This window comes from Streptomyces sannanensis (genome assembly GCF_039536205.1).
In the GTDB taxonomy this organism is placed as follows: Bacteria; Actinomycetota; Actinomycetes; order Streptomycetales; family Streptomycetaceae; genus Streptomyces; species Streptomyces sannanensis.
On the sequence record NZ_BAAAYL010000001.1, the window covers coordinates 3,754,516 to 3,775,264 of the forward strand.

Genomic DNA, 20,749 nt, shown 5'->3' on the forward strand with positions numbered 1-20,749 from the left:
TGAAATGATCAAATCAGGCCTCACCAACAGATCGCTAATATGTGGCCAACGGTCATTCCGTTTGGAGGGTGCGGATGCGATTCGGCCTGATCGGTCCGCCTGTCGTGCTGAACGGGGCGGGCAGCCCCCAGCCCCTGACCAGCCCCAAGGTTCGCGCCCTGCTCGCCACTTTGCTGCTGCGTCCCAACCGGGTCGTACCCGTCGCCGACCTGAAGGATGCGATGTGGGGCGACGAGCCGCCGCGCTCCGCTCACGCGTCCCTCCACAACCACGTCACCCGGCTGCGCCGCATACTCGCCGAGGACGACCGGCTGCGTGCCGTGCCATCCGGATACCTGCTGCGGGTGGAGCAGGGCGAGCTGGACATCGAGGTCTTCGACGCATCGGTACGGTCCGCCCGGGTGGCGCACTCCGCGGGCGACTGGCAGGGCGTCGCTGCCGACACTCGGACCGCGCTCGAACTCTGGCGGGGCGCGCCGATGAGCGGCCTGCCGGCCGAGGCGGTCGACCTCGCGCTCGTACAGCGGCTGGACGAGGCGCGGCTGCTGGCACTGGAGTGGCGGTACGACGCGGAGCTGCAGCTCGGCAGGTATGCGGCGCTCGGTCCCGAACTGGCCGCGCTGATCGCGGAGTTCCCGCTGCGCGAGGCCTTCCACCGGCAGTTGATGCTGGCCCTGCACCGGTCGGGGCGGCAGGCCGAGGCGCTGGCCGCCTTCCAGTCGCTGCGTCTGAGGCTGGTGAAGGAGCTGGGTGTCGACCCGGGTTCGGCCGTGCAGGAGGCGTACCAGGAGGTGCTCCGGACCCCGCCCGTGCCACGGCCCGCGGGACCCGGCGGCGCCGCTGGTGACGACGGTCGTACGGGGGGTGGTATGGCGGCAGGGGCTGTGGGCTCTGCCGGGCAGCCAGGCGGCGGGGGGTCTCCGGTGTCCCCGGGGTGCCCCGAGTCCGCCGCTGAACCCGGCGAGACGGTGTACTCCCCGCCCCGGCCCGCCCAACTGCCGCCCGCGCCCGCCCACTTCACCGGACGGGAGGCCACCGTACGGGCCATCCGCGCAGCCCTCACCAGCCCGGCCTCGAAGCCGCCGGCCGCCGTGGAGAGCACCGGTCGCCCCAGCGTCGCCGTCATCAGCGGCATGGCCGGCGTCGGCAAGAGCGCGCTCGCGGCGCACATCGCGCATGCGATCGGCGGGGAGTTCCCGGACGGACAGCTCTACTTCAACCTGCACGGCCACACACCCGGCATGACCCCGCTCGCGCCCGCCCAGGCGCTCGCCGCGATGCTGTGCGATCTCGGTGTCGACACATGCCGGATCCCCGACGAGCCCGACGCCGCCGCTGCGATGCTGCGCTCGACGCTCGTCGCCAGCCGCGTCCTCCTGGTGCTGGACGACGCCGCGTCCGCCGCGCAGGTGCGGCCCCTGCTGCCGGCCGCGTCCGGCTGTGCGGTGATCGTCACCAGCAGATCCCCGCTGACCGCGCTCGACGGCGCGGACCGGTTCCCGCTGGCGCCGCTGTCGGCGGCGGAGAGCGGTGAGCTGCTGCGCTCCGTCGCCGGGCGCGATCTGCATCAGCACGCGGACCGGATCGCCGAACTGTGCGGGCGGCTGCCGCTCGCGCTGCGCGTCGTCGCGGCCCGCCTCGCCGCCCGGCACGCGCTGACCGCCGGCACCATGGCCGGGCTGCTGGACGCGGAGGACGGCCGGCTCGACCATCTGGAGTACGACGATCTGAGTGTGCGCCGCTCGCTGGCCGTCGCGCACGACGCGCTGGACCCGGATGCCGCGCTCGCGCTGCGCCGCCTCGGCACGCTGGACCTCGCGGAGTACGAGGCGCCGGTGGTCGCCCGGCTGATGGACACCGACGAGCGCCGTGCCTCGGCGGCGCTGGACCGGCTGGCCGATGTGGCGCTGCTGGAGGAGGTCGCGTACGGCCGGTTCGCGCCGCACGATCTGGTGCGGCACTTCGCCCGTGAGCTCGCCGTGCGCCACGACGCGTATCCCGTACGCGCCGCCGCCACCGAACGCGCCCTGCGCTGGTACGCCGAGGCCGTGCGGCAGGCGAGCCTGGCCGTCGTGCGCAACAACGGGGACGGGGAGAAGCGGCTGCCGCCGCCGATCGGTGACGCGGCGCCGTTCGCCTCCACGGAACGGGCGTTCGCGTGGGGCGACCGGGAGCTGGCGAACCTGGCCACGCTCACCGAGAAGTACGCGCGCTCCTCGCCCACGGTGCTGCTGCTCGTACGCTCCTGCTTTCCGCTGTTCCAGAACCGTGGCCGCTTCCCGGAGCTGCGGTGCCTCAACCAGCAGGCCCTGGATGCGGCGCGGGCGTCCCGCGACCCCAGGGCGGAGGCATACGCGCTGGCCGACCTCGCCGGGGCGTACTTCCTGTGCGGACGGTGGGACACCGCGCTGGCCCTGAACGACGAGGCGCTGGCGCTGTGGCGGCGGCTCGGCGAGGGCGGACGCGTCCAGCGCTGCCTCGGCAACCGCGGGATGCTGCTGGAGAGCCTCGGACGGTACGAGGCGGCCGCGGAGGCCTTGGAACAGAGCCTCGAGTATGCGCGGCGGCTCGGTGACGAGCGGGGCGAGGCGATCGTCCTCAGCCACCTCGGCAATCTGATGGAGCATCAGGACCCCCGGCAGGCCATCGAGTACCACGCCCGCAGCCTCGCTGTCGGCGAACGGCTGGGCAGCGTCCAGCTGCGGCGCACCGCGCTCACCAACATCGGCTACGCCCACATCGAACTCGGTGAACCGTACGCGGCCGTACGGCACTTCGAGGCAAGCCTGGACGCCGGCAAGGACGGCGACTGGCCCGGAGAGGCCCAGGCGCGCATCGGCCTCGCCCGCGCCCTGCGCCGGCTGGGGCGCGCGAGGGAGGCGGAGGTCCAGTGCCTGGTGCTGCTGGAGCGCTGCGCGCAGCGCTGCGACGGCTACGCCGAGGGGCTCACCCGCGGCGAGTACGGGCACGTCCTCCGTGCCCGGGGCGACCGGCAGGCGGCGCGCCAGCAGTGGCGGCTGGGCCTCGCCGCCTTGAACGGCACGGATGAGAAGGCGGTCGCCGAACTGAAGGGTCTTCTCGACTCCGAGTGACACAACCGGACACGATTCCGGTTGAAACATTCCTTGCCGCTCACCGCATCAGTGAGGTGAAGGGCGAGGATCGGGGAGGGCATGAAACAGTCCCGCAAGGACGACTTCAGAGAGTTCGCGGCGGGCCGCGCCGGTCATCTGTTTCGCTCGGCCTGCTTGCTGACCAGCGGCGATGTGCATCTCGCCGAGGATCTGGTGCAGGAAACGCTCGGTCGGATGTATGTGAAGTGGGGCCGGCTGTCCCGCATCGACAACCCGGCCGGTTACGCGCAGACCGTGCTTGTACGGACCTTCCTCACGCACCGGCGACGCCGTTCCGCCGCCGAACAGCCGCTCGGCGCACTGCCCGACGCGGCGGCCGACGGCGACGGCGACCCGGCACTGCGGCTGGCGCTGCTCCAGGCACTGCGCGAACTGGCTCCCAAGGACCGGGCGGTGCTGGTGCTGCGGTACTGGGAGGACCGCAGCATCGACGAGACCGCCGCCGCGATGAACACCAGCTCCGCCGCCGTACGCACCAGATCGGTGCGGGCGCTCGCCAAGCTCCGGGAACGGCTGGGCGGCAGCCTGGCCGAGTTCGCGGCGCGCTGACTTCTTTCCACTGACCGAGAACGGGTGGTTTCACCATGCCTTTTGAAGACGAGTTCGGCGAGGTGCTCCGCCGGACCGGCGACAGTTTCACCACGGACCGGCAAGCCCTGGTGGAGGGCGGCCTCACTCAGGGCCGCCGCAGGCGGTTCCGCCGCAACATGGCCGCCATGACCGGCAGCGTGCTCGCGCTGGCGGTGGTGGGAACGGCCGGGGCGTACGGGGGAGGACTGCTCGGCGGGACGGGTGGGCGGAGCGAGATCTCCGTGGCCGCCCCGGCGACCGGCTCGGGCGCGGCCGCCCCCGAGGGAAAGCCGATGGGGACCGGGAAGGTCTCCGCCGAGCAGATGATCAAGACCCTGAAGGATCTGCTCCCCGAGGGCAAGTTCAGCCGTACCGAGGCGCGTGGCACCGGCGACATGCACGGCCCGATGGCGTCCGGCGTCTTCGAGGACGGCAAGGGCGCGGGGGCGATCGGGATCAGCCTGTCCCGGGTCGACCCGCACGGCCGCGAGGCCGAGCAGCAGACCGCGTGCCCCGACAGGAATCATGTGCCGTACGAGTCGTGCACGAGCGAGAGGCTGGCCGACGGCTCCCGGCTGATGCTCATGCGCGGGTGGGAGTATCCGGACCGCCGCGAGGACACCAAGGCCTGGCGTGCCGTCCTGGTCACCCCGCAGGGCTACCTGGTGAACGCGAGCGAGTGGAACGCACCCGCCGAGAAGGGCGCCACGGTCACCCGGACCGACCCGCCGCTGAGCCTGGCCCAGCTGAAGGCCGTGGTCACGGCGAAGGAGTGGCACCCCGCGCTCGCCGACCTGCCGGCACCCGATGAGGCAGCTCCGGTCGACGAGGGACCGAGCCGCGCCGCGGTCGAGGAAGCCCTCGCCTCATTGCTGCCCGAGGGGCTGGAGGAGATCGGCCGGGGCGGCGACGGTTCCACGTATCTGGTCGTGGACGACGGCAAGGGCGCGTCGTTCGTCGGCGTCACTGTGCAGTGGGACGCGTCGAAGGTGGAGGACGACCTCTTCGGTACCGGTGCCACGACCCTGCCCGACGGCACCAAGGTCAAGACGGCGAAGAGGCCGGGCGAGAAGGGCGGCGAAGGGGTCGTGTCGTGGTCGGCCGACACCATGCGACCGGACGGATTCCGTGTCCTCGTCACCGCCTACAACTCGGGCGCCCAGATCACGCGTGCCACCCGCGCCGAGCCCGCGCTCACCGTCGAGCAGCTCAAGGCGATCGCGCTCGACGAGAAGTGGCGCACGCTGAAGTAGGCGAGCGGAGCCGTGCCCTGTATCCGGGCCCGGCTCGGCACCGCCGCCCGGCCCGCGCCGAGCCCGCGCTCACCGTCGAGCAGCTCAAGGCGATCGCGCTCGACGAGAAGTGGCGCACGCTGAAGTAGGCGAGCGGAGCCGTGCCCTGTGTCCGGGCCCGGCTCGGCACCGCCGCCCGGCCCGCGCCGGATCCGGCCTCCCGGCGCCGCGCTCGGCGCGGTGCCGGGAGGAGTACCGCTCACTTCGCGTCGGCGTAGCACTTCACGATCGCCGTCGTGAACGGAAACCGCACCGGCGTCTCCCCGAAGGCGATCCGCCCGGCCAGATCACCGGCCGCGCGGATCGCCTCCGCGACGTCCTTCGCCTCCTCCTCGGGGCAGTGCACGATCACCTCGTCGTGCTGGAAGAACACCGGCTCCGCCCGCATGCCCGCGGCCGCGAGGGACTGCCGCAACGCGGCCAGCATCAGCAGCGCCCAGTCGGCGGCGCTGCCCTGCACCACGAAGTTGCGGGTGAACCTGCCCCGGGCGCGGGCGTCCGTGGACGCGTACCCCGGTGTGTACGTGTCCGTGTCGGGCTCGTCCTGCGGCAGACCCGCCTCCTCGTCCTCGTCCGCCCGTGCCGCCGGGGGGCTGGTGCGCCCCAGCCAGGTCCGTACGAGCCGGCCCTCCTCGCCCGCCCGCGCCGCCTCGTCGACATATGCCACCGCGCGCGGGAAGCGGCGGCGCAGAGCCGCGAGGTTCTTCAGCCCGTCGCCGGACGTCTGCCCGTAGACGGCGCTCAGCAGCGCGAGCTTGGCGTGCTCGCGGTCGCCGGAGAACGCCCGGTCGGACAGGGTGGTGTAGAGGTCGCCGTCGTGCCCCGCCACCTCCATCAGCCCGGGATCGCGGGAGATGGCGGCCAGGACCCTGGGCTCCATCTGGTCGGCGTCGGCCACGACCAGCCGCCAGCCCTCGTCGGCGACGACCGCGCGCCGGATCACCTTGGGTATCTGCAGGGCTCCGCCGCCGTTGGTCGTCCAGCGGCCGGAGACCGTACCGCCCGGCAGATATTCGGGTCTGAAGCGTCCTTCGCGCACCCAGTCCTGGAGCCAGCCCCAGCCGTGCGCGGTGTAGATGCGGTACAGCTTCTTGTACTGGATCAGCGGCTCCACAGCCGGATGGTCGATCTCCGCCAGCTCCCAGCGGCGGGTCGATCTGATCTTGATCCCGGCCTCGGCGAACGCCTTCACCACGTCCGCGGGCAGTTCCGGCCGCACCCGCCGCCCGAACGCCGCCGACACCTCGTCCGCCAGCTCGGCCAGCCGGCGCGGCTCCCCGCCGCCCGCATACCGCTCGCCGAGCAGCTCGCGCAGCACCTCCCGGTGCACATCCGCCCGCCAGGGCAGCCCCGCCCGGTTCATCTCGGCCGCGATGAGCATTCCCGCCGACTGCGCCGCCGTCAGCAACCGCATCCGGCTCGGGTGTTCGGCGGCGTCATGGCGGCGCTGCTGCTCCGCGTACACCTGCAGCAACCCCTCGAACGGCACCTCCGCGCCTGTCTGCGGCTCGAACAGCGAGGACTGCGAACCGGGCTCGGCGGCCCGCGGCGGCGGGTCGGCCGGTACGGGCCGTCCGCGCAGCCGGGCCCAGGCGGCGGCCGCCGACCGGGGCTCCCCGAGCCGCCCCTCGTGCCCGAGCAGCAGCCCCTCCGCGTCCTCGATGTCGTAGCACCGCTCCACCCGCACCCCGGCAGCGAGCAGCCGTGGGTACACGTCGGCCGTGGACCGCCACACCCAGCGGCCGACGTGCGGCCGGGACCTGACCGCCTCGACCAGATCCCGCTCCCGGACGACCTCCCCGGCGGGCAGCCCGTCCCGCCCGAGGGCGGTGAGCCGTGCTCCGCCGCCCTCGGCCTCGGCCAGAGCCCACCGTCCGGTCATGCATGCGAGTGTGGCACCTGCCACTGACAGTGGCGGCGCGTACGGTGCCGCCATGACGACAGAACCGTGGGCGGGGGTCCGTGAGCGCGCGCTGGGGCTGGGATGGCTGGCGGACCCGCTGACCGAGGCGGAACTGGCCGATCTGGAAGCGCAGGCCGGGGTGCGGCTGCCGGAGGAGTACCGGGACTTCCTGCTGCGGGTGGGCGCGGGCGGCACCGGCCCGCAGTACGGGGTCTTCCCCGCGCGGAGGGCGGAAGGAGGGCAGTGGCGGTGGGACGGCGACGGCGGTCATATGACCGTTCTGGACCGGCTCGCGGAACCGTTCCCGGTGCGGGGTCCGGATCCGGAGGTGCCGGCCGCGCTGGAGGCGGAGCGCCCCGAGGAGGAGGACTTCGAGGACATCGAGGACTTCGACGCGGCATGGGAGGCCTGGGACGAGCGCACGGCCGGCCTGCTGTGGACGGAGGACCGCACCGTCGGTGCGATATGCCTGTGCCATGTGGGCTGCGCGGAACGCCGCTGGCTGGTGGTGTCCGGCCCCGAGCGGGGCCGGATCTGGGCCGACGCCCGGTGCGACGACGTGGACCTGGAGCCGCTGAGGGGGCCGGACGGTGAGCCGCTCACCTTCGCTTCCTGGTATCTGTCCTGGCTGGACGAGGCCTCCCGCGAGGTCGTCGGCGGGACGGCGTAGGCTCGCGCACCGGCTGTCCACAGGGTGTGGACGGGCGGCTTCCGGCGGAGGCGCCGGTGAGCGGGATCATGGGAAGCGAGGAGGCACCTCGATGTCAGGCGGGCACACGGAGACCCACGCATGAGTACGGTCGACAAAGCCCTGGCCGCCGCACTCTATGCCGAAGGCGACGCGGCACTGGACACCGGCGCCTCGCTGCTCGCCGCCGACCCGTCCGCGGACGCGGAACTGTCCGTGCGCGGCGAGGGGTTCGTGCGCCGCGTCTGGGAGCGCGGCTGGCAGCCCGCCGATGTCGTACGGATCGTACGGCGCGACCTCGACGACCATCATGTGCGGCTCGTGTCCGGTCTGATCCGTGCCGAGACCGCGACGTACGCGCACCTGCCGGCACGCTGGGACGCCCAGGTCGGCGGTCTCGTCGAGGAGGAGGAGTACCGCACCGACCGTTTCTCGTACGCGACCGCGGTGCTGGAGCTGTACCGGCTGCTGATCCGGCTGCCCGCGATCGAGCCGGTCGGCCCGGTTCCGGGTGTGCCCCTGCATGCGCCGGCGGAGCACCACGGGGAGCCGCGCATGCTCACCCGTATCCGCGCGCTGCTGGCCAAGGCGGAGGCGACCGGCTTCCCGGAGGAGGCGGAGGCGCTCACCGCCAAGGCGCAGGAACTCATGGCCCGGCACAGCATCGACGAGGCGGTGCTGGCCGCTCGTACGCACCGGCCGGACGCGCCGGCCGCGTGCCGGATCGGGGTGGACGCGCCGTACGAGACGGCCAAGGCGATCCTGCTCGACGCCGTCGCCTCGGCGAACCGCTGCCGCGCCGTGTGGAACAGCGGCCTGGGTTTCTCCACGGTCGTCGGCTTCGAGGCGGACCTGGAGACGGCCGAGCTGCTCTACACCTCGCTGCTGGTGCAGTGCACGACGGCGATGACCCGGGCGGAGGCAGGTCAACGCGCGGGCGGAAGGAAGCGGACCAAGACCTTCCGGCAGTCCTTTCTGCTGGCGTACGCACAGCGCATCGGCGACCGCCTCGCCGCGGCGACCGAGCATGTCGTGGGTGAGGCCGACGGCTCCCTTCTCCCGGTGCTGGCCGCGCGCGACGTCGCCGTCGCCGACCGCACGGAGGAGATGTTCCCGGAGACCTCCACGACACGGGTCCGCGGTGCGACGGACCACGCCGGCTGGCAGGACGGGACGGCCGCGGCGGACGCGGCGCGCATGCCCGGGCGCAGGCCCCTGCCGCCCCGCCGCTGACCGCCCCGGGCGCGAGCACCCGAAGCGGGACCGGGGCAGGGCCGGGTCAGGGCCGGGCGGGACGACTCGGCCACCCGGAGCGGGAAAGTCATGGAGTGACGCGCGTCACGGCGTGGCGCCTGCAGTGGCTCGTTCGAGGGGTCGGGGAGGCCCATGAGGCGCCCTGTCGCCCTACTCCACCAAGCGAAGAGCGGTACTGCTGTAACCGGGGAACCACCCCGCGTGCACGTGCATCTTCCCATGCATGCGCAGATGAACGTGGTTATGATCCGGGGAAGTTGACCTCTGCACTTCCCGGGAGCGACCTGTGCACCACCCGTACAACGGCATGGCGTCAACAGAGCTTCGAGGAGTCGTCTGGCAGAAGAGCCGGCACAGCAACTCGCAGGGTTCCTGCGTCGAATTCGCCAAACTGCCCGGCGGTGCCGTGGCGGTACGCAACTCGCGCCATCCCGACGGACCCGCCCTCGTCTACACCCGTGCCGAGATCGAGGCGATGCTGCTCGGTGTCAAGGACGGGGAGTTCGACCACCTCACAACGGGCTGAAACACAGAACGAAAGACGGAGTGACAAAGACGGAACGGCGGCGGCCGGTACCCGGGGGCACCGGCCGCCGCCGTGTGTACCTCTACTGCTCTCCCCGGATCCGGAACAGCGCCCAGACCACCTTGCCGTGCAGCGCCCCGGCCAGCGGGTGCCAGCCCCAGCTGTCGCTGAACGACTCCACCAGGAACAGCCCGCGGCCCGACTCCGCCGCGAAGTCCTCCTCGGTCCCGCGTGCCGCCGGTCTGTCATGGCTCGGATCGCGCACCGCGCACACCAGCCGCGACGTCCAGTGCATCAGATGCAGCCGCACGGCCGGCTCCGGCTCCTGCGGGGTGTCGTCGGGCAGGGCATGGCGCAGTGCGTTGGTGACGAGTTCGGAGACGACCAGCGCGACATCGTCGAACCGGTCGCCCAGCTCCCAGGTGTCCAGCGTCGACCGGGTGAACTGTCTTGCCCCGCGCACCGCTTCGAAGCGGGTGGGCAGAGCGCAGGAGGCTGATCCGGACACGGCGGCCGGGTCGAGCGGGGGCAGCCCCCGCTTTAAGGGCTCGAGCATGGTCGATCCATTCGTCCCCATGCGAGGCACTCCCGGGATTCGCGGCCGTGGCGGTTCAAAGCACAAGACGAACGAGCACGCAGGTGCGCGGGGCCCATGGTTCCGAATGCCTAGGGCAGATGCAAGAGCAGATGCACGTGCACGCGCCGGGATGTCCATCCCCGTGCGGATTGTTGGTCATTTCTTCCTGTGGCCGAATAATGAGCTTGACCATTTCTGTAATCGAACGAGTACGCGCTGAAGCGTTTTGATGGCAGACTGTCACCGACTGTCTGGATGGGGAGGGTTGAAGAAGTGACCGCAGGTGAGGCCTGGGGGTACCCCCAGGCCGGAGGCTCTGGGGGAGGTTCCGTGGTCCGGCGCATCCTGCTGGGCTCGCAGCTCAGACGCCTGCGGGAGTCGCGCGGAATCACCCGCGAGGCCGCCGGCTACTCGATCCGGGCGTCCGAGTCAAAGATCAGCCGCATGGAGTTGGGACGGGTGAGCTTCAAGGCCAGGGACGTAGAGGACCTGCTCACGCTCTACGGCGTCATCGACGAGACGGAGCGCGCGTCCCTGCTGGGCCTCGCCAAGGAGGCCAATGTCGCGGGCTGGTGGCACAGTTACGGCGATGTGCTGCCGTCCTGGTTTCCGACCTATGTCGGCCTGGAGGGCGCGGCCTCACTCATCCGTGTCTACGAAGTCCAGTTCGTGCACGGTCTGTTGCAGACGGAAGGCTACGCGCACGCGGTGATCTCGCGCGGCATGCCGGACGCTCCGAAGTCGGAGATCGAGCGCCGCGTCGCGCTGCGCCTGGAGCGACAGAAGGTGCTCGTGTCCGAGCGTGCGCCGCGCTTCCACGTGGTGCTGGACGAGGCCGCGCTGCGCCGGCCGTACGGTGACCGGGCGGAGATGCGGGTTCAGCTGAGTCATCTCATCGAGATCTCGGAGCAGCCCAATGTCACGCTCCAGATCATGCCGTTCAGCTTCGGCGGGCACGCCGGCGAGAGCGGTGCCTTCACCATGCTGCGCTTCCCCGAGTCCGACCTCTCCGACCTGGTCTATCTGGAGCAGTTGACCAGTGCGCTGTATCTGGACAAGCCGGAGGAGGTCGCTCAGTACGAGCGGGTGCTGGAGCGGCTCCAGCAGGACAGTCCCGGCCCCGCCGAGAGCCGCGACCTGCTTCGTGGACTGCTTCAACTTTCCTAGTACGTCAGTACGATGACAGCGCACCAGGAATCTGCGCCTGCAGTAAGGGATCGCATGTCCTTCTTCACCGACCTGGCCCACCAGTACATAGACGGCGAGTGGCGGACCGGCAGCGGCTCGTGGGACATCATCGACTTCAACCCCTACAACGGGGAGAAGCTCGCCGCGATCACGGTCGCCACAGTCGACGAGGTCGACCAGGCATGTCGGGCCGCCGAGCGCGCCCAGGTCCCGTGGGCACAGACCAATCCCTACCAGCGCAGAGCCGTCCTGGAGCGCGTCCTCGGGATCACCGAGGAGCGCGAGGCAGAGATCATCGAGGCGATCGTCGCCGAGCTCGGCGGCACCCGTGTCAAGGCCGAATTCGAGTTGCGTCTCACCAAGGAGTTCCTGCGCGAGGCGGCACAGCTCGCCGTGCGGCCGGAGGGGCGGATCCTCCCCTCACCCGTCGACGGCAAGGAGAACCGCGTCTACCGGCTGCCGGTCGGGGTCATCGCGGTCATCAGCCCCTTCAACTTCCCCTTCCTGGTCACCATGAAGTCCGTGGCCCCCGCCTTGGCCCTCGGCAACGCCGTCGTCATCAAGCCCAATCAGAACGCGCCCGTCGTCGGCGGCGGGCTCATAGCCCGGATCTTCGAGGACGCGGGCCTGCCGGTCGGCCTGCTGAACGTACTGATCACCGACATCGCGGAGATCGGCGACGCGCTCATCGAGCACCCGGTGCCCAAGGTGATCTCCTTCGCCGGCTCGGACCGGACCGGCCGGCACGTCGCCTCGGTCGCCGGAGGCCACTTCAAGCGGACCCTGCTGGAGCTGAGCGGCAACAGCGCGTTCGTCGTCCTCGACGACGCGGACATCGACTACGCCGTCGACGCCGCCGTCTTCAGCCGCTTCCTCCACCAGGGGCAGGTCTGTGCTGCCGCCAACCGCATCCTGGTGGACCGGGCGGTGGAGCAGGAGTTCACGGCGAAGTTCACCGCCCGGGTGGCGGAGCTGAGGACCGGCGACCCGAGCGACCCCGGCACCCACATCGGCCCGGTCATCAACACCTTCCACGCCGACGCCCTGACCGCGCTGGTGGACCAGGCGCTCGCCGAGGGGGCCACCGCGCTCGTACGCGGCCGTACCCGCGGCAACCTCGTGGAGCCCACCGTGCTCACCGGCCTTGCCGAGGAGTCCCCGCTGCTGAAGCAGGAGATCTCCGGTCCGGTGGTGCTGCTGGTGTCCTTCGACGGCGAGGACGAGGCGGTACGGATCGCCAACGACACCCCCTACGGACTGAGCGGCGCCGTGCACACCGGCAACGCGGAGCGGGGCGTGCGCTTCGCGAAGCGCGTCGTCACCGGCATGTTTCACGTCAACGACTCCACCGTCCACGACGAGCCGCGGGTGGCGTTCGGCGGCGAGAAGCACTCGGGGTTCGGCCGGCTGAACGGCGACGCGACCGTGGAGGCCTTCACCACCCACAAGTGGATCTCGGTGCAGCACGGGCGGACCGAATTCCCCCTCTGAAGATCCGGTGGACGACACCTCCCCGCTGCCCCGGCCCCCTGGTTCCCCAAGGACGGCCGTGTCTCGATGCGCTGGATGATGCTCCACCCGGTCCAGGAGATCGGCCGGCACGCGGGGCACGCGGACATCATCCGCGAGTCGCTGGACGGCAGGACCTCCTTCGAGCTGATCGCGATGGAGCGCGAGTGACCTCCTAGGCTGGAGCGCATGTCAGCGATCCGCCTGCTCGTCCTCGGCGCGGTGCGCCAGCACGGGCGCGCCCATGGTTACCAGGTGCGCAACGACCTGGAGTACTGGGGCGCCCACGAGTGGTCCAACGCCAAGCCCGGCTCGATCTACCACGCCCTCAAGCAGATGGCGAAGCAGGGCGTGCTGCTGGCTCACGAGGTCGCGCCGAGCACGGCGGGCGGTCCGCCACGCACCGAGTACGAGCTGACGGACGCCGGCCGCGAGGAGTACTTCAGGCTGCTGCGCGAGGCGCTGACCTCCTACGACCAGAAGGCGGACGTGCTCTCGTCGGCGATCGGCTTCATGGTGGACCTGCCGCGCGCCGAGGTGGCGGCGCTGCTGCGCCGACGGCTGTGGCGGCTCGCCGAGTGGCGCGCCTCGGTGACCGAGTACTACACGCCCGAGGGCGGGCCGGAACAGCTCGGCCACATCGGGGAGATCATGAACATGTGGGTCCACTCGGCGGACGCGGACGCGGCCTGGACCCGCGGTCTGATCGAACGCATCGAGGCCGGCGCGTACACCTTCGCCGGTGAGGGCGAACCCTTCGTGGGCGTACTGGCGGACGGCCAGGAGAACCCGTACGGGCCACCGGCCGGTCAGGTGCACGACGGCCGGCCCTGACGGGGAGCGGCGGCACCCGGCGTCTCAGTGGTGGAACGCCGTCGCCACGCGCTCGTCCTGGCCGGCCGGTCCGGACTGACGCCGCAGCTCCGGCAGCAGCTGCTCCAGGTCCTGCGCCAGCATGCCCGCGAGGTCGGCCGAGAAGCCGTTGCGGCACACCACCCGCAGCACGGACAGGTCCTGCCGGTTTTCCGGGAAGGTGTAGGCGGGCACCAGCCAGCCGTGCTCCCGCAGTCTCCGCGAGACGTCGAAGACGTCGTACGCGCGCACGGCCTCCGCCGTGGTGAAGGCGAACACGGGCAGCTGGTCGCCGCGCGTGAGGAGTTCGAAGTCGCCCATCGCCTCGACCCGGGTGGCCAGCTCGCCGGCCACCTCCCGTGCCGTCTGCTGCACCGCCCGGTAACCGTCCCGCCCCAGCCGCAGGAATGTGTAGTACTGCGCGGCCACCTGCGCCCCGGGCCGGGAGAAGTTCAGCGCGAACGTCGGCATGTCGCCGCCCAGGTAGTTGACCCGGAAAACGAGCTCCTCCGGCAGCTGGTCCGCCGAGCGCCACAGCGCCCAGCCGACCCCGGGGTAGACCAGGCCGTACTTGTGGCCGGAGGTGTTGATGGACGTGACCCGGGGCAGCCGGAAGTCCCACACCAGGTCCTCGTCGAGGAAGGGGGCGATCATCGCGCCGGACGCCCCGTCCACATGCACGGGGATGTCGAGGCCGGTGCGTTCCTGAAGGGCGTCCAGGGCCGCGCAGACTTCGGCGACGGGTTCGTACGAGCCGTCGAAGGTCGAACCGAGCACGGTCACCACACCGATGGTGTTCTCGTCGCACAGCTCGGCCGCGGCCTGCGGATCGAGATGGAACCGGTCGCCCTCCATGGGCACCTGGCGCGCCTCGACCTCCCAGAAGGTGCAGAACTTCTCCCAGCAGACCTGGACGTTGACGCCCATGACGAGATTGGGCCGGGCGTCCGGGCCCGGATAGCGGTCGGCGTTGCGCTTGGCCCAGCGGCGCTTGAGGGCCAAGCCCGCCAGCATGCACGCCTCACTCGACCCGGTCGTCGAGCAGCCCATGGCGGTGTCGGGGTCGGGGGCATGCCAGAGATCGGCGAGCATGCAGACACAACGCCGCTCCAGCTCGGCGGTGCGCGGATACTCGTCCTTGTCGATCATGTTCTTGTCGCGGCACTCCACCATCAGCACGTCCGCCTGCGGCTCCATCCAGGTGGTGACGAAGGTGGCGAGATTGAGGCGTGAGTTTCCGTCGAGCATCAGCTCGTCGTGGACGAGCTGATAGGCGATGTCCGGTGGCATCGGACCGTTGGGGAGCCGGTGCGTGGGCGGCGCCGCCGCCATGTCGCCGACCGGGTCGGCCGCGCCGAAGAAGGGGTTGAGGGAGAGTCTGCGCCGTGCCGTGCTGTCCTCGCGCCCGGTGCTGCCCTGGTGCAGTGGCATGGGTTCCCGACCTCGCTAGTCCTTGCTGATGACGACGGCGGTGCCGTACGCGCACACCTCGGTGCCCACGTCGGCGGCGTCGGTCACGTCGAAGCGGAACATCAGGACGGCGTTCGCGCCGCGCGCCCGTGCCTGCTCGACAAGCCGGTCCATGGCCTGGTTGCGCGTCTCCACCAGGGTCCTGGTCAGGCCCTTCAGCTCACCGCCGATCATGGACTTCAGTCCGGCGCCGATCTGGCTGCCCAGATGCCGCGAGCGCACGGTCAGGCCGAAGACCTCTCCGATGACCTTCTGGACCTGATGGCCGGGTACGTCGTTCGTGGTCACGACCAGCACGTCCGGGTGGGTCTCTCCGCCGCCGCCGTAGTCCTCGATGCCCATGCGTCCACCTCCTGGCGCCCAGCTTTGTCCGGGTTTGACGGCTATGCATCCGGGGTGGGCCGATGGAACCGTGGAACGTCACGCGGCGTTGATAGCTTTGGGCACCACCGTGTACATATGAGCCCCTCCCCACTGACCCTGGAGCCCGGATTGAACACCCTTGCGCTCGGACCGAGCTGGCTGGATCCGGACTACCTGATCACCACCTTCGGGCTGATCGGCGTCCTGGCCATCGTCTTCGCCGAGTCCGGCCTGCTCATCGGTTTCTTTCTGCCGGGCGACTCGCTGCTGTTCACCACCGGACTGCTGGTGACCACCGGTGTCCTCGAGCAGCCGCTCTGGGTCGTCTGCACCCTGGTCGTGCTCGCGGCGATCATCGGCGACCAGGTCGGCTATCTCTTCGGCCGCAAGGTCGGCCCCGCACTGTTCAGCCGCCCGGACTCCAAGCTGTTCAAGCAGGAGAACGTCGAGAAGGCGCACGAGTTCTTCGAGAAGTACGGCCCGAAGTCGCTGGTACTGGCCCGCTTCGTGCCCGTCATCCGTACCTTCACGCCGATCATCGCCGGCGTGAGCCGGATGAACTACCGCTCCTTCATCACCTTCAACGTCATCGGCGGCACGCTGTGGGGCGCCGGTGTGACCCTGCTCGGCTCCGCACTCGGCAAGATCGAGTTCGTCCGCGAGCACATCGAGATGATCCTGATCGCCATCGTGCTGATCTCGGTGCTCCCGATCGTCGTCGAGTTCCTGCGTGCCCGCGGCAAGGCCAAGAAGGAGGCCCCCCGGACCCCGGCGGGCGCCGAGGCCCCCACGTCCCAGCGCGGCCGTCACGCCAAGCGCTGAGCCCGTCCTTGCGCCCGGCCCGGACCAGGACCTGGTGCCCCTTCCGGCAACGTCTGCCCCGTCGCGACGCTCCCCCGGCTACCTCCCCCGGCTACCTCCCCCAGCTACCGCTGGGGGTGCCCCCAGGGTGCCCCCAGGGTGCCCCCAGGCACGCACGCTTGCTGCGTTGGCCGAAAACCCGGGTAGCGCTGCTACGAGGGTCTTCGGTCGCCTTGCGATCGCACGCACCTGACGCCGCTCCTCGGCGGGCAAACGTTGCCGGTCACAGCACTAGGTGTTCTGTCCACGGAGGTAGGTGACGGGGTTCACGGTGGGATGATCTTGAACGAGTGAGGGCCTTCCGGGTTCGGTGTGGATTGCGACATCACACCGACCAGCAGAAGGCCCTCATGCCCCACCGTAATGCACCCCTGACCGAGACCGGCCGCCTGCGTCTGGCCCGCTGCGCTCTCCTCCCTCCGCCTTGCGATCGCACGCACCAGAGGCCCCCGACCCCGCCCTCCGGGCGGACGACGCTACTTTCGAAACACGCCCTAGAACCCCCTGGTCCGCTTCGCGGCGCCGCGGCCCGCTCGCACCACGCCCGGGGTGCGCAGGAACAGCCGGGCCAGTTCGGCACCCAGGTTCACCCCGATGGCGATGGCGAAGGCCAGGGCGGCCGCCTTGGCCAGTGAGCTGATGCCCTTGTCCATCTGGTTCTGGGCGATCGCCAGCAGACCGAAGTAGGTCGCGCTACCGGGCAGCAGCGGGCCGATCGCGGCGGTGACGTACAGCAGCGACGAGGTGGACCAGTAGCGGGACATCAGCTGTCCGAAGAGCCCGACAAGACCGGCCGCGACCGCCGTCGCGACGACCGGTGAGCCCCCCGCGGTGTCCGCGATGGACGCATAGACCACCCAGGCGACCCCGCCGTTGAGAGCGGCGATCAGCACGGTCCCGCGCTCCTGCTGGAGCAGCACGGCGAAGGTCAGGCACAGCAGCATCGCGGCGAGGGTCTGCACGACCGGCCGGTGGACGGGGCTCAGCGCACCCTCGGGGTTGAGCGTGGCGCTGATCTGCACGCCTCCGTAAAGCACCGTCAGAACGCCGATGACGATGCCGATGAAGAGATAGCCGACCTCCAGCAGCCGGGCCGAGGCGGTGATGTAGAAGCCGGTCAGGCCGTCGTGGACCGCCGCGACCAGCGCCCGTCCCGGGATCAGCGCGAACAGCCCACCGGTGATCACCGCGGACGGCCGCAGCCCGGCGTGCAGCAGGCTGAGCGCCACCCCCATCGCGGCAGGCGGCATCGCCGCGACCACGAACTGGTAGAACTCGGGCAGTCCGCGCGCCGAGCAGAGCCAGGCCAGCCGGTCGCCGAGCATCGCGCCGACCGCCGCCACCAGGAACACCGCGGCGTCGCCGCCCAGCAGCACGGACGCCGCCCCGGCCAGTACGCCGGCGGCCAGGGTCAGCACCCAGCCAGGGTACGGGTGGCGGTTGCGGCGGATCTCCGCGAGCCGGCGGTAGGCCTCCTCCAGGGAGACCTCGTGGTCCGGGGCGGTGATGTCGGTGATCAGCCGGTGGACGGCGGCCAGCCGGGTGTAGTCGCTGCCGCGGCGCCGTACGGTCCGGTTCGCCGTCAGTGGGGCATCGACCAGCGACGGCTGATAGGTGATCGACAGCAGGGTGAAGGTGACCGTGGGCTCGCAGCGGTCGAGTCCGTACGAGCGGGTGATGGCGAACATCGCCGCCTCGACGTCCTCCGCGCCCTCACCGCTGGTGAGCAGCAGTTCGCCGATGCGCAGCGTCAGGTCGAGCACACGCGGCACCACGAGGGCCGGCTCCTCCGGCCGCTGCGCCGGCTCGGTCACCGGACGCTCGGCGGCCGGCATGCGCAGCATGGTGCGCATCCGGTCCTGCCAGTTCGCGTCACCGGCCAGCTCGACGAACGGGACGCCCTCGGCGGGGGTGAGACCGGGGGGCAGCTCGAAGGCGGACTTCTCCGGCCCGGGTGGCGGCTCTGTGCTCAGCCCAGGCGGAACGGCGAACTCCGACGTCGGGTGCTTGTCCTCGAGCGGCTGCGGCCGTTCCACTCCGTGAGGCGGGGTGAAAGCGCTGCGCGCCTCGTCCGAGACGGGCTTACGGTCAGCCGGGCCTCCCGGTTCCGTCGTCACCGGAAACCTCCGAGGAAGCCCCGGCACGCAGGGCAAGCTGCGCGCAGCGCGTTGCGAGAACCAAGCACGCGCCAACTCCTTGTCTTTCGGGGCAACCGGGCTGGTTTCAACCCGGCTGGTGCTGATCGCGTCGGACTCGGTCGCTTGCTGAGCGGCCGAGCAGTGTGAGCCAGGAATCCTCCTCGTTCGCGAGGGGGAGGGTTCAATCGTGCCGCGCCAGTCGTCCCATCCACGCAGTGGGGTTCATGGCGCGATACGCATGGAGGGCGGCGCACCCCCGGGTGCACCGCCCTCCGCGAGTGTGAAGCCGCGCGTCAGTGCGCGCCGCCCTGCGCCTCGAGGCGCTTGAAGGAGGCCTCGATCTCGGCCTCGGCCTCGACGCGGCCGACCCAGTCGGCGCCCTCGACGGACTTGCCGGGCTCCAGGTCCTTGTAGACCTCGAAGAAGTGCTGGATCTCCAGGCGGTCGAACTCCGGCACGTGGTGGATGTCCCGCAGGTGCTCCATGCGCGGGTCGGACGCCGGGACGCACAGCAGCTTGTCATCGCCGCCGGCCTCGTCGGTCATCCGGAACATGCCGATCGCACGGCACTTGATCAGGCAGCCGGGGAAGGTCGGCTCGTCCAGGATCACCAGCGCGTCCAGCGGGTCGCCGTCCTCGCCGAGGGTGTTCTCGACGAAGCCGTAGTCGGCCGGGTAGCTGGTAGAGGTGAAGAGTCGACGGTCCAGGCGGATCCGACCGGTCTCGTGGTCCACCTCGTACTTGTTCCGCGAACCCTTCGGGATCTCGATGGTGACGTCGAACTCCACGGGTGGCTCCTCCATGATCAACACATTGGTCTGGTGATGATGCGTCTGCCCGGGGGGCAACCCCCCGGACCCCCAGCAGGACGCTCCGTGGCGCCGACCGGGGTGCCATGCTCGCGGCAAGGCGCAGTGATTAAGTGTCCCTTACGCATGTGCTTGATCGCGAAAGGGGCTGGCCCGTGATGCTGCAGCTCAAGACCTGGCAGGTCACAGCGGGCTCGGCCGTGCTCGGCCTGGTACTGGCGACCGGAGCGGTGACGGCGGCGGGCCCGTGGGACTCAGGCCAGCGTAAGGCCGAACGAGCCCTGGCCGCGGCGCATGAGCGGCCGGGTGGCACACATCACGCCGGTAACCCGGGCCGGCGCCCCGCCGCCCCCGCTCCCGCACCCAGCGCCGCCGCGGTGCTCCCCGCCCTGGCCGCCCCGGGAGCGGTGCCGGGCGGGCAGGGCCTCGCGGCCAGGCTCGACCCCCTGGTGCGCGACCCGGCGCTCGGCTCGCTGCGTACGGCCGCCGTCTACGACACGGCGACGGGCACCCGGCTGTACGGCGAACGGCCCGACCGGGCCATGACGCCGGCCTCCACCACCAAGATCGCCACAGCGGTGGCGGCACTCTCCGCCCTGGGGCCCGACCATCGCATCCCCACCAGGGTCGTCCTGCCCCCGCCCACGCCCGAGGCCGCTCCGGTGGGCCGTGACGTCCAGCGCGTGGTGCTCGTCGGAGGAGGGGATCCCACCCTCGGCGAGGCCGGGCTGCGCGTCCTGGCCGAGCGGACGGCGCGCGCGGTGAGCGAGCGCGGCGCGACCCGTGTCGCGGTCACCTTCGACACGTCCCTGTACACCGGCCCCGTGCTGCACCCCATCGGCCGCAACCCCAACATCGCGCCGGTCGTCCCGCTGATGACCGACGAGGCCCGCCTCGACCGCTCCGAGCACGGGCCCGCCGAGCGCTCGTCGGATCCGGCCGGTGACACGGCCCGCGCCTTCGCCGCCCTGCTGAACCAGCGCGGCATCCGTACCGTGTCCGCCCCCGTCCCCGGCACCGCCCCGAAGGGATCCGTTGCGGTCGCCACGACCCACTCCCGCCCCGTGTCCGCCCTGGTCGAGCGGATGCTGACGAACAGCGACAACGACCTCGCGGAGGCGCTGGCCCGCCAGACGGCGCTCGCCGCACACCTCCCCGCGAGCTTCGACGGCGCGTCCCAGGCCATGACCGCCCGTCTGAAGCAGCTGGGCCTGCCCGTCGCCGGGGCGCGCTTCGCGGACGGCAGCGGCCTCAACCGTGCCGACCGTCTTTCCGCCGATCTGCTGACCCGGCTCCTGGCCCTCGCCGCCGACCCGGACCACCCCGAACTGCGCCCGGTCCTCACCGGCCTCCCGGTGGCCGGTTTCAGCGGCACCCTCGCCGACCGGTACGCCCCGGACACCGCCGGCACCGGTCTGGTCCGCGCCAAGACGGGCACGCTGACCGGTGTCGACACCCTCGCCGGCACCGTCGTCGACGCCGACGGCCGGCTGCTGACCTTCGCCTTCCTCAGCTCGGGCACCCTTTCCCCCGTCGCCAGGCCCGCCCTGGACCGTCTCGCCTCGGCCCTCACCACCTGTGGCTGCACCCGGGCGCCCTGACCGGCGCACGGAGA

General features: G+C 71.2%; 19 protein-coding genes. 13 read left to right on the top strand and 6 right to left on the bottom strand.

All coding sequences use genetic code 11. The features are described 5' to 3' along the window. The first annotated feature begins 74 nt into the window (after positions 1-74). The 4 genes from ABD858_RS17730 (at position 75) to ABD858_RS17745 (ending at position 5,085) form a co-directional block, all read left to right on the top strand. The gene (locus tag ABD858_RS17730) at positions 75-3,092 is read left to right on the top strand and encodes an AfsR/SARP family transcriptional regulator (protein WP_345038590.1); all 3,018 of its coding nucleotides are present in this window, start codon (positions 75-77) and stop codon (positions 3,090-3,092) included. Positions 3,093-3,173: 81 nt separating this feature from the next. Then, complete coding sequence (locus ABD858_RS17735; RefSeq protein ID WP_345038593.1) at positions 3,174-3,683, top strand: SigE family RNA polymerase sigma factor; 510 nt, start codon at positions 3,174-3,176, stop codon at positions 3,681-3,683. Between the two features lie 35 nt (positions 3,684-3,718). Further along, a complete protein-coding gene (locus tag ABD858_RS17740; protein WP_345038595.1) occupies positions 3,719-4,957 on the top strand; it encodes a hypothetical protein in 1,239 nt (412 codons plus the stop codon). Further along, entirely contained in the window at positions 4,939-5,085 is a 147-nt protein-coding gene (locus ABD858_RS17745) for a hypothetical protein (RefSeq protein WP_345038597.1), read from the top strand. Before ABD858_RS17740 ends, ABD858_RS17745 begins: the two co-directional genes overlap by 19 nt. A gap of 110 nt (positions 5,086-5,195) precedes the next feature. Here ABD858_RS17745 and ABD858_RS17750 read toward each other — a convergent pair whose 3' ends face one another. Next, a complete protein-coding gene (locus tag ABD858_RS17750) occupies positions 5,196-6,878 on the bottom strand; it encodes a bifunctional 3'-5' exonuclease/DNA polymerase (RefSeq protein WP_345038599.1) in 1,683 nt (560 codons plus the stop codon). A gap of 52 nt (positions 6,879-6,930) precedes the next feature. On the opposite strand from ABD858_RS17750, the gene ABD858_RS17755 reads away from it, so the two are divergent. The 3 genes from ABD858_RS17755 to ABD858_RS17765 all read left to right on the top strand — a co-directional run bounded on the left by ABD858_RS17755 (position 6,931) and on the right by ABD858_RS17765 (position 9,367). Beyond that, positions 6,931-7,569 (top strand): SMI1/KNR4 family protein, encoded by a 639-nt coding sequence (locus ABD858_RS17755; RefSeq protein WP_345038602.1) that lies wholly within the window; start codon positions 6,931-6,933, stop codon positions 7,567-7,569. 120 nt (positions 7,570-7,689) lie between these two features. Beyond that, positions 7,690-8,820 (top strand): DUF2786 domain-containing protein, encoded by a 1,131-nt coding sequence (locus tag ABD858_RS17760; protein WP_345038604.1) that lies wholly within the window; start codon positions 7,690-7,692, stop codon positions 8,818-8,820. Between the two features lie 307 nt (positions 8,821-9,127). After that, complete coding sequence (locus tag ABD858_RS17765) at positions 9,128-9,367, top strand: DUF397 domain-containing protein (RefSeq protein ID WP_345038606.1); 240 nt, start codon at positions 9,128-9,130, stop codon at positions 9,365-9,367. Positions 9,368-9,449: 82 nt separating this feature from the next. Here ABD858_RS17765 and ABD858_RS17770 read toward each other — a convergent pair whose 3' ends face one another. Continuing rightward, complete coding sequence (locus tag ABD858_RS17770; protein ID WP_345038608.1) at positions 9,450-9,944, bottom strand: ATP-binding protein; 495 nt, start codon at positions 9,942-9,944, stop codon at positions 9,450-9,452. A 255-nt stretch (positions 9,945-10,199) separates the two neighbouring features. Here ABD858_RS17770 and ABD858_RS17775 point away from each other — a divergent pair, with 255 nt between their 5' ends. From ABD858_RS17775 to ABD858_RS17790, 4 genes are all read left to right on the top strand, one after another. Then, positions 10,200-11,111, top strand: coding sequence for a helix-turn-helix domain-containing protein (locus ABD858_RS17775; protein ID WP_425586218.1), 912 nt, complete (start codon positions 10,200-10,202; stop codon positions 11,109-11,111). Between the two features lie 54 nt (positions 11,112-11,165). Then, positions 11,166-12,623, top strand: coding sequence for an aldehyde dehydrogenase family protein (locus tag ABD858_RS17780; RefSeq protein WP_345038613.1), 1,458 nt, complete (start codon positions 11,166-11,168; stop codon positions 12,621-12,623). Between the two features lie 66 nt (positions 12,624-12,689). Continuing rightward, entirely contained in the window at positions 12,690-12,812 is a 123-nt protein-coding gene (locus ABD858_RS17785; RefSeq protein ID WP_425586219.1) for a mycothiol transferase, read from the top strand. Between the two features lie 18 nt (positions 12,813-12,830). After that, on the top strand, positions 12,831-13,475 hold the full coding sequence (locus ABD858_RS17790; RefSeq protein WP_345038615.1) for a PadR family transcriptional regulator: 645 nt from the start codon (positions 12,831-12,833) through the stop codon (positions 13,473-13,475). Between the two features lie 24 nt (positions 13,476-13,499). Here the strand turns inward: ABD858_RS17790 and gad are convergent, their stop codons facing one another. After that, positions 13,500-14,924, bottom strand: a complete 1,425-nt coding sequence (gene gad / locus ABD858_RS17795) for a glutamate decarboxylase (protein WP_345038617.1) — start codon at positions 14,922-14,924, stop codon at positions 13,500-13,502. Between the two features lie 15 nt (positions 14,925-14,939). After that, the gene (locus ABD858_RS17800) at positions 14,940-15,305 is read right to left on the bottom strand and encodes a YbjQ family protein (protein WP_345038619.1); all 366 of its coding nucleotides are present in this window, start codon (positions 15,303-15,305) and stop codon (positions 14,940-14,942) included. A 150-nt stretch (positions 15,306-15,455) separates the two neighbouring features. Here ABD858_RS17800 and ABD858_RS17805 point away from each other — a divergent pair, with 150 nt between their 5' ends. Then, complete coding sequence (locus ABD858_RS17805; protein ID WP_345044641.1) at positions 15,456-16,148, top strand: DedA family protein; 693 nt, start codon at positions 15,456-15,458, stop codon at positions 16,146-16,148. A 533-nt stretch (positions 16,149-16,681) separates the two neighbouring features. On the opposite strand, the gene ABD858_RS17810 is transcribed toward ABD858_RS17805, so the two are convergent. After that, positions 16,682-18,304: a threonine/serine exporter family protein gene (locus ABD858_RS17810; protein WP_345038621.1), complete on the bottom strand. Its 1,623-nt coding sequence runs from the start codon at positions 18,302-18,304 to the stop codon at positions 16,682-16,684. 314 nt (positions 18,305-18,618) lie between these two features. Then, on the bottom strand, positions 18,619-19,113 hold the full coding sequence (locus ABD858_RS17815) for an inorganic diphosphatase (protein WP_345044643.1): 495 nt from the start codon (positions 19,111-19,113) through the stop codon (positions 18,619-18,621). Positions 19,114-19,292: 179 nt separating this feature from the next. Between ABD858_RS17815 and dacB the strand changes: the two genes are divergently transcribed. After that, complete coding sequence (gene dacB, locus ABD858_RS17820; RefSeq protein ID WP_345044646.1) at positions 19,293-20,735, top strand: D-alanyl-D-alanine carboxypeptidase/D-alanyl-D-alanine endopeptidase; 1,443 nt, start codon at positions 19,293-19,295, stop codon at positions 20,733-20,735. The last annotated feature ends 14 nt before the right edge of the window (positions 20,736-20,749 follow it).

Bases quoted from the DNA above. Each gene is read 5' to 3' on its own strand.
- ABD858_RS17730 (WP_345038590.1), top strand. From the start codon at position 75: ATGCGATTCGGCCTGATCGGTCCGCCTGTCGTGCTGAACGGGGCGGGC.
- ABD858_RS17735 (WP_345038593.1), top strand. From the start codon at position 3,174: ATGAAACAGTCCCGCAAGGACGACTTCAGAGAGTTCGCGGCGGGCCGC.
- ABD858_RS17740 (WP_345038595.1), top strand. From the start codon at position 3,719: ATGCCTTTTGAAGACGAGTTCGGCGAGGTGCTCCGCCGGACCGGCGAC.
- ABD858_RS17750 (WP_345038599.1), bottom strand. From the start codon at position 6,878: ATGACCGGACGGTGGGCTCTGGCCGAGGCCGAGGGCGGCGGAGCACGG.
- ABD858_RS17755 (WP_345038602.1), top strand. From the start codon at position 6,931: ATGACGACAGAACCGTGGGCGGGGGTCCGTGAGCGCGCGCTGGGGCTG.
- ABD858_RS17760 (WP_345038604.1), top strand. From the start codon at position 7,690: ATGAGTACGGTCGACAAAGCCCTGGCCGCCGCACTCTATGCCGAAGGC.
- ABD858_RS17770 (WP_345038608.1), bottom strand. From the start codon at position 9,944: ATGGGGACGAATGGATCGACCATGCTCGAGCCCTTAAAGCGGGGGCTG.
- ABD858_RS17775 (WP_425586218.1), top strand. From the start codon at position 10,200: ATGGGGAGGGTTGAAGAAGTGACCGCAGGTGAGGCCTGGGGGTACCCC.
- ABD858_RS17780 (WP_345038613.1), top strand. From the start codon at position 11,166: ATGTCCTTCTTCACCGACCTGGCCCACCAGTACATAGACGGCGAGTGG.
- ABD858_RS17785 (WP_425586219.1), top strand. From the start codon at position 12,690: ATGCGCTGGATGATGCTCCACCCGGTCCAGGAGATCGGCCGGCACGCG.
- ABD858_RS17790 (WP_345038615.1), top strand. From the start codon at position 12,831: ATGTCAGCGATCCGCCTGCTCGTCCTCGGCGCGGTGCGCCAGCACGGG.
- gad (WP_345038617.1), bottom strand. From the start codon at position 14,924: ATGCCACTGCACCAGGGCAGCACCGGGCGCGAGGACAGCACGGCACGG.
- ABD858_RS17800 (WP_345038619.1), bottom strand. From the start codon at position 15,305: ATGGGCATCGAGGACTACGGCGGCGGCGGAGAGACCCACCCGGACGTG.
- dacB (WP_345044646.1), top strand. From the start codon at position 19,293: ATGCTGCAGCTCAAGACCTGGCAGGTCACAGCGGGCTCGGCCGTGCTC.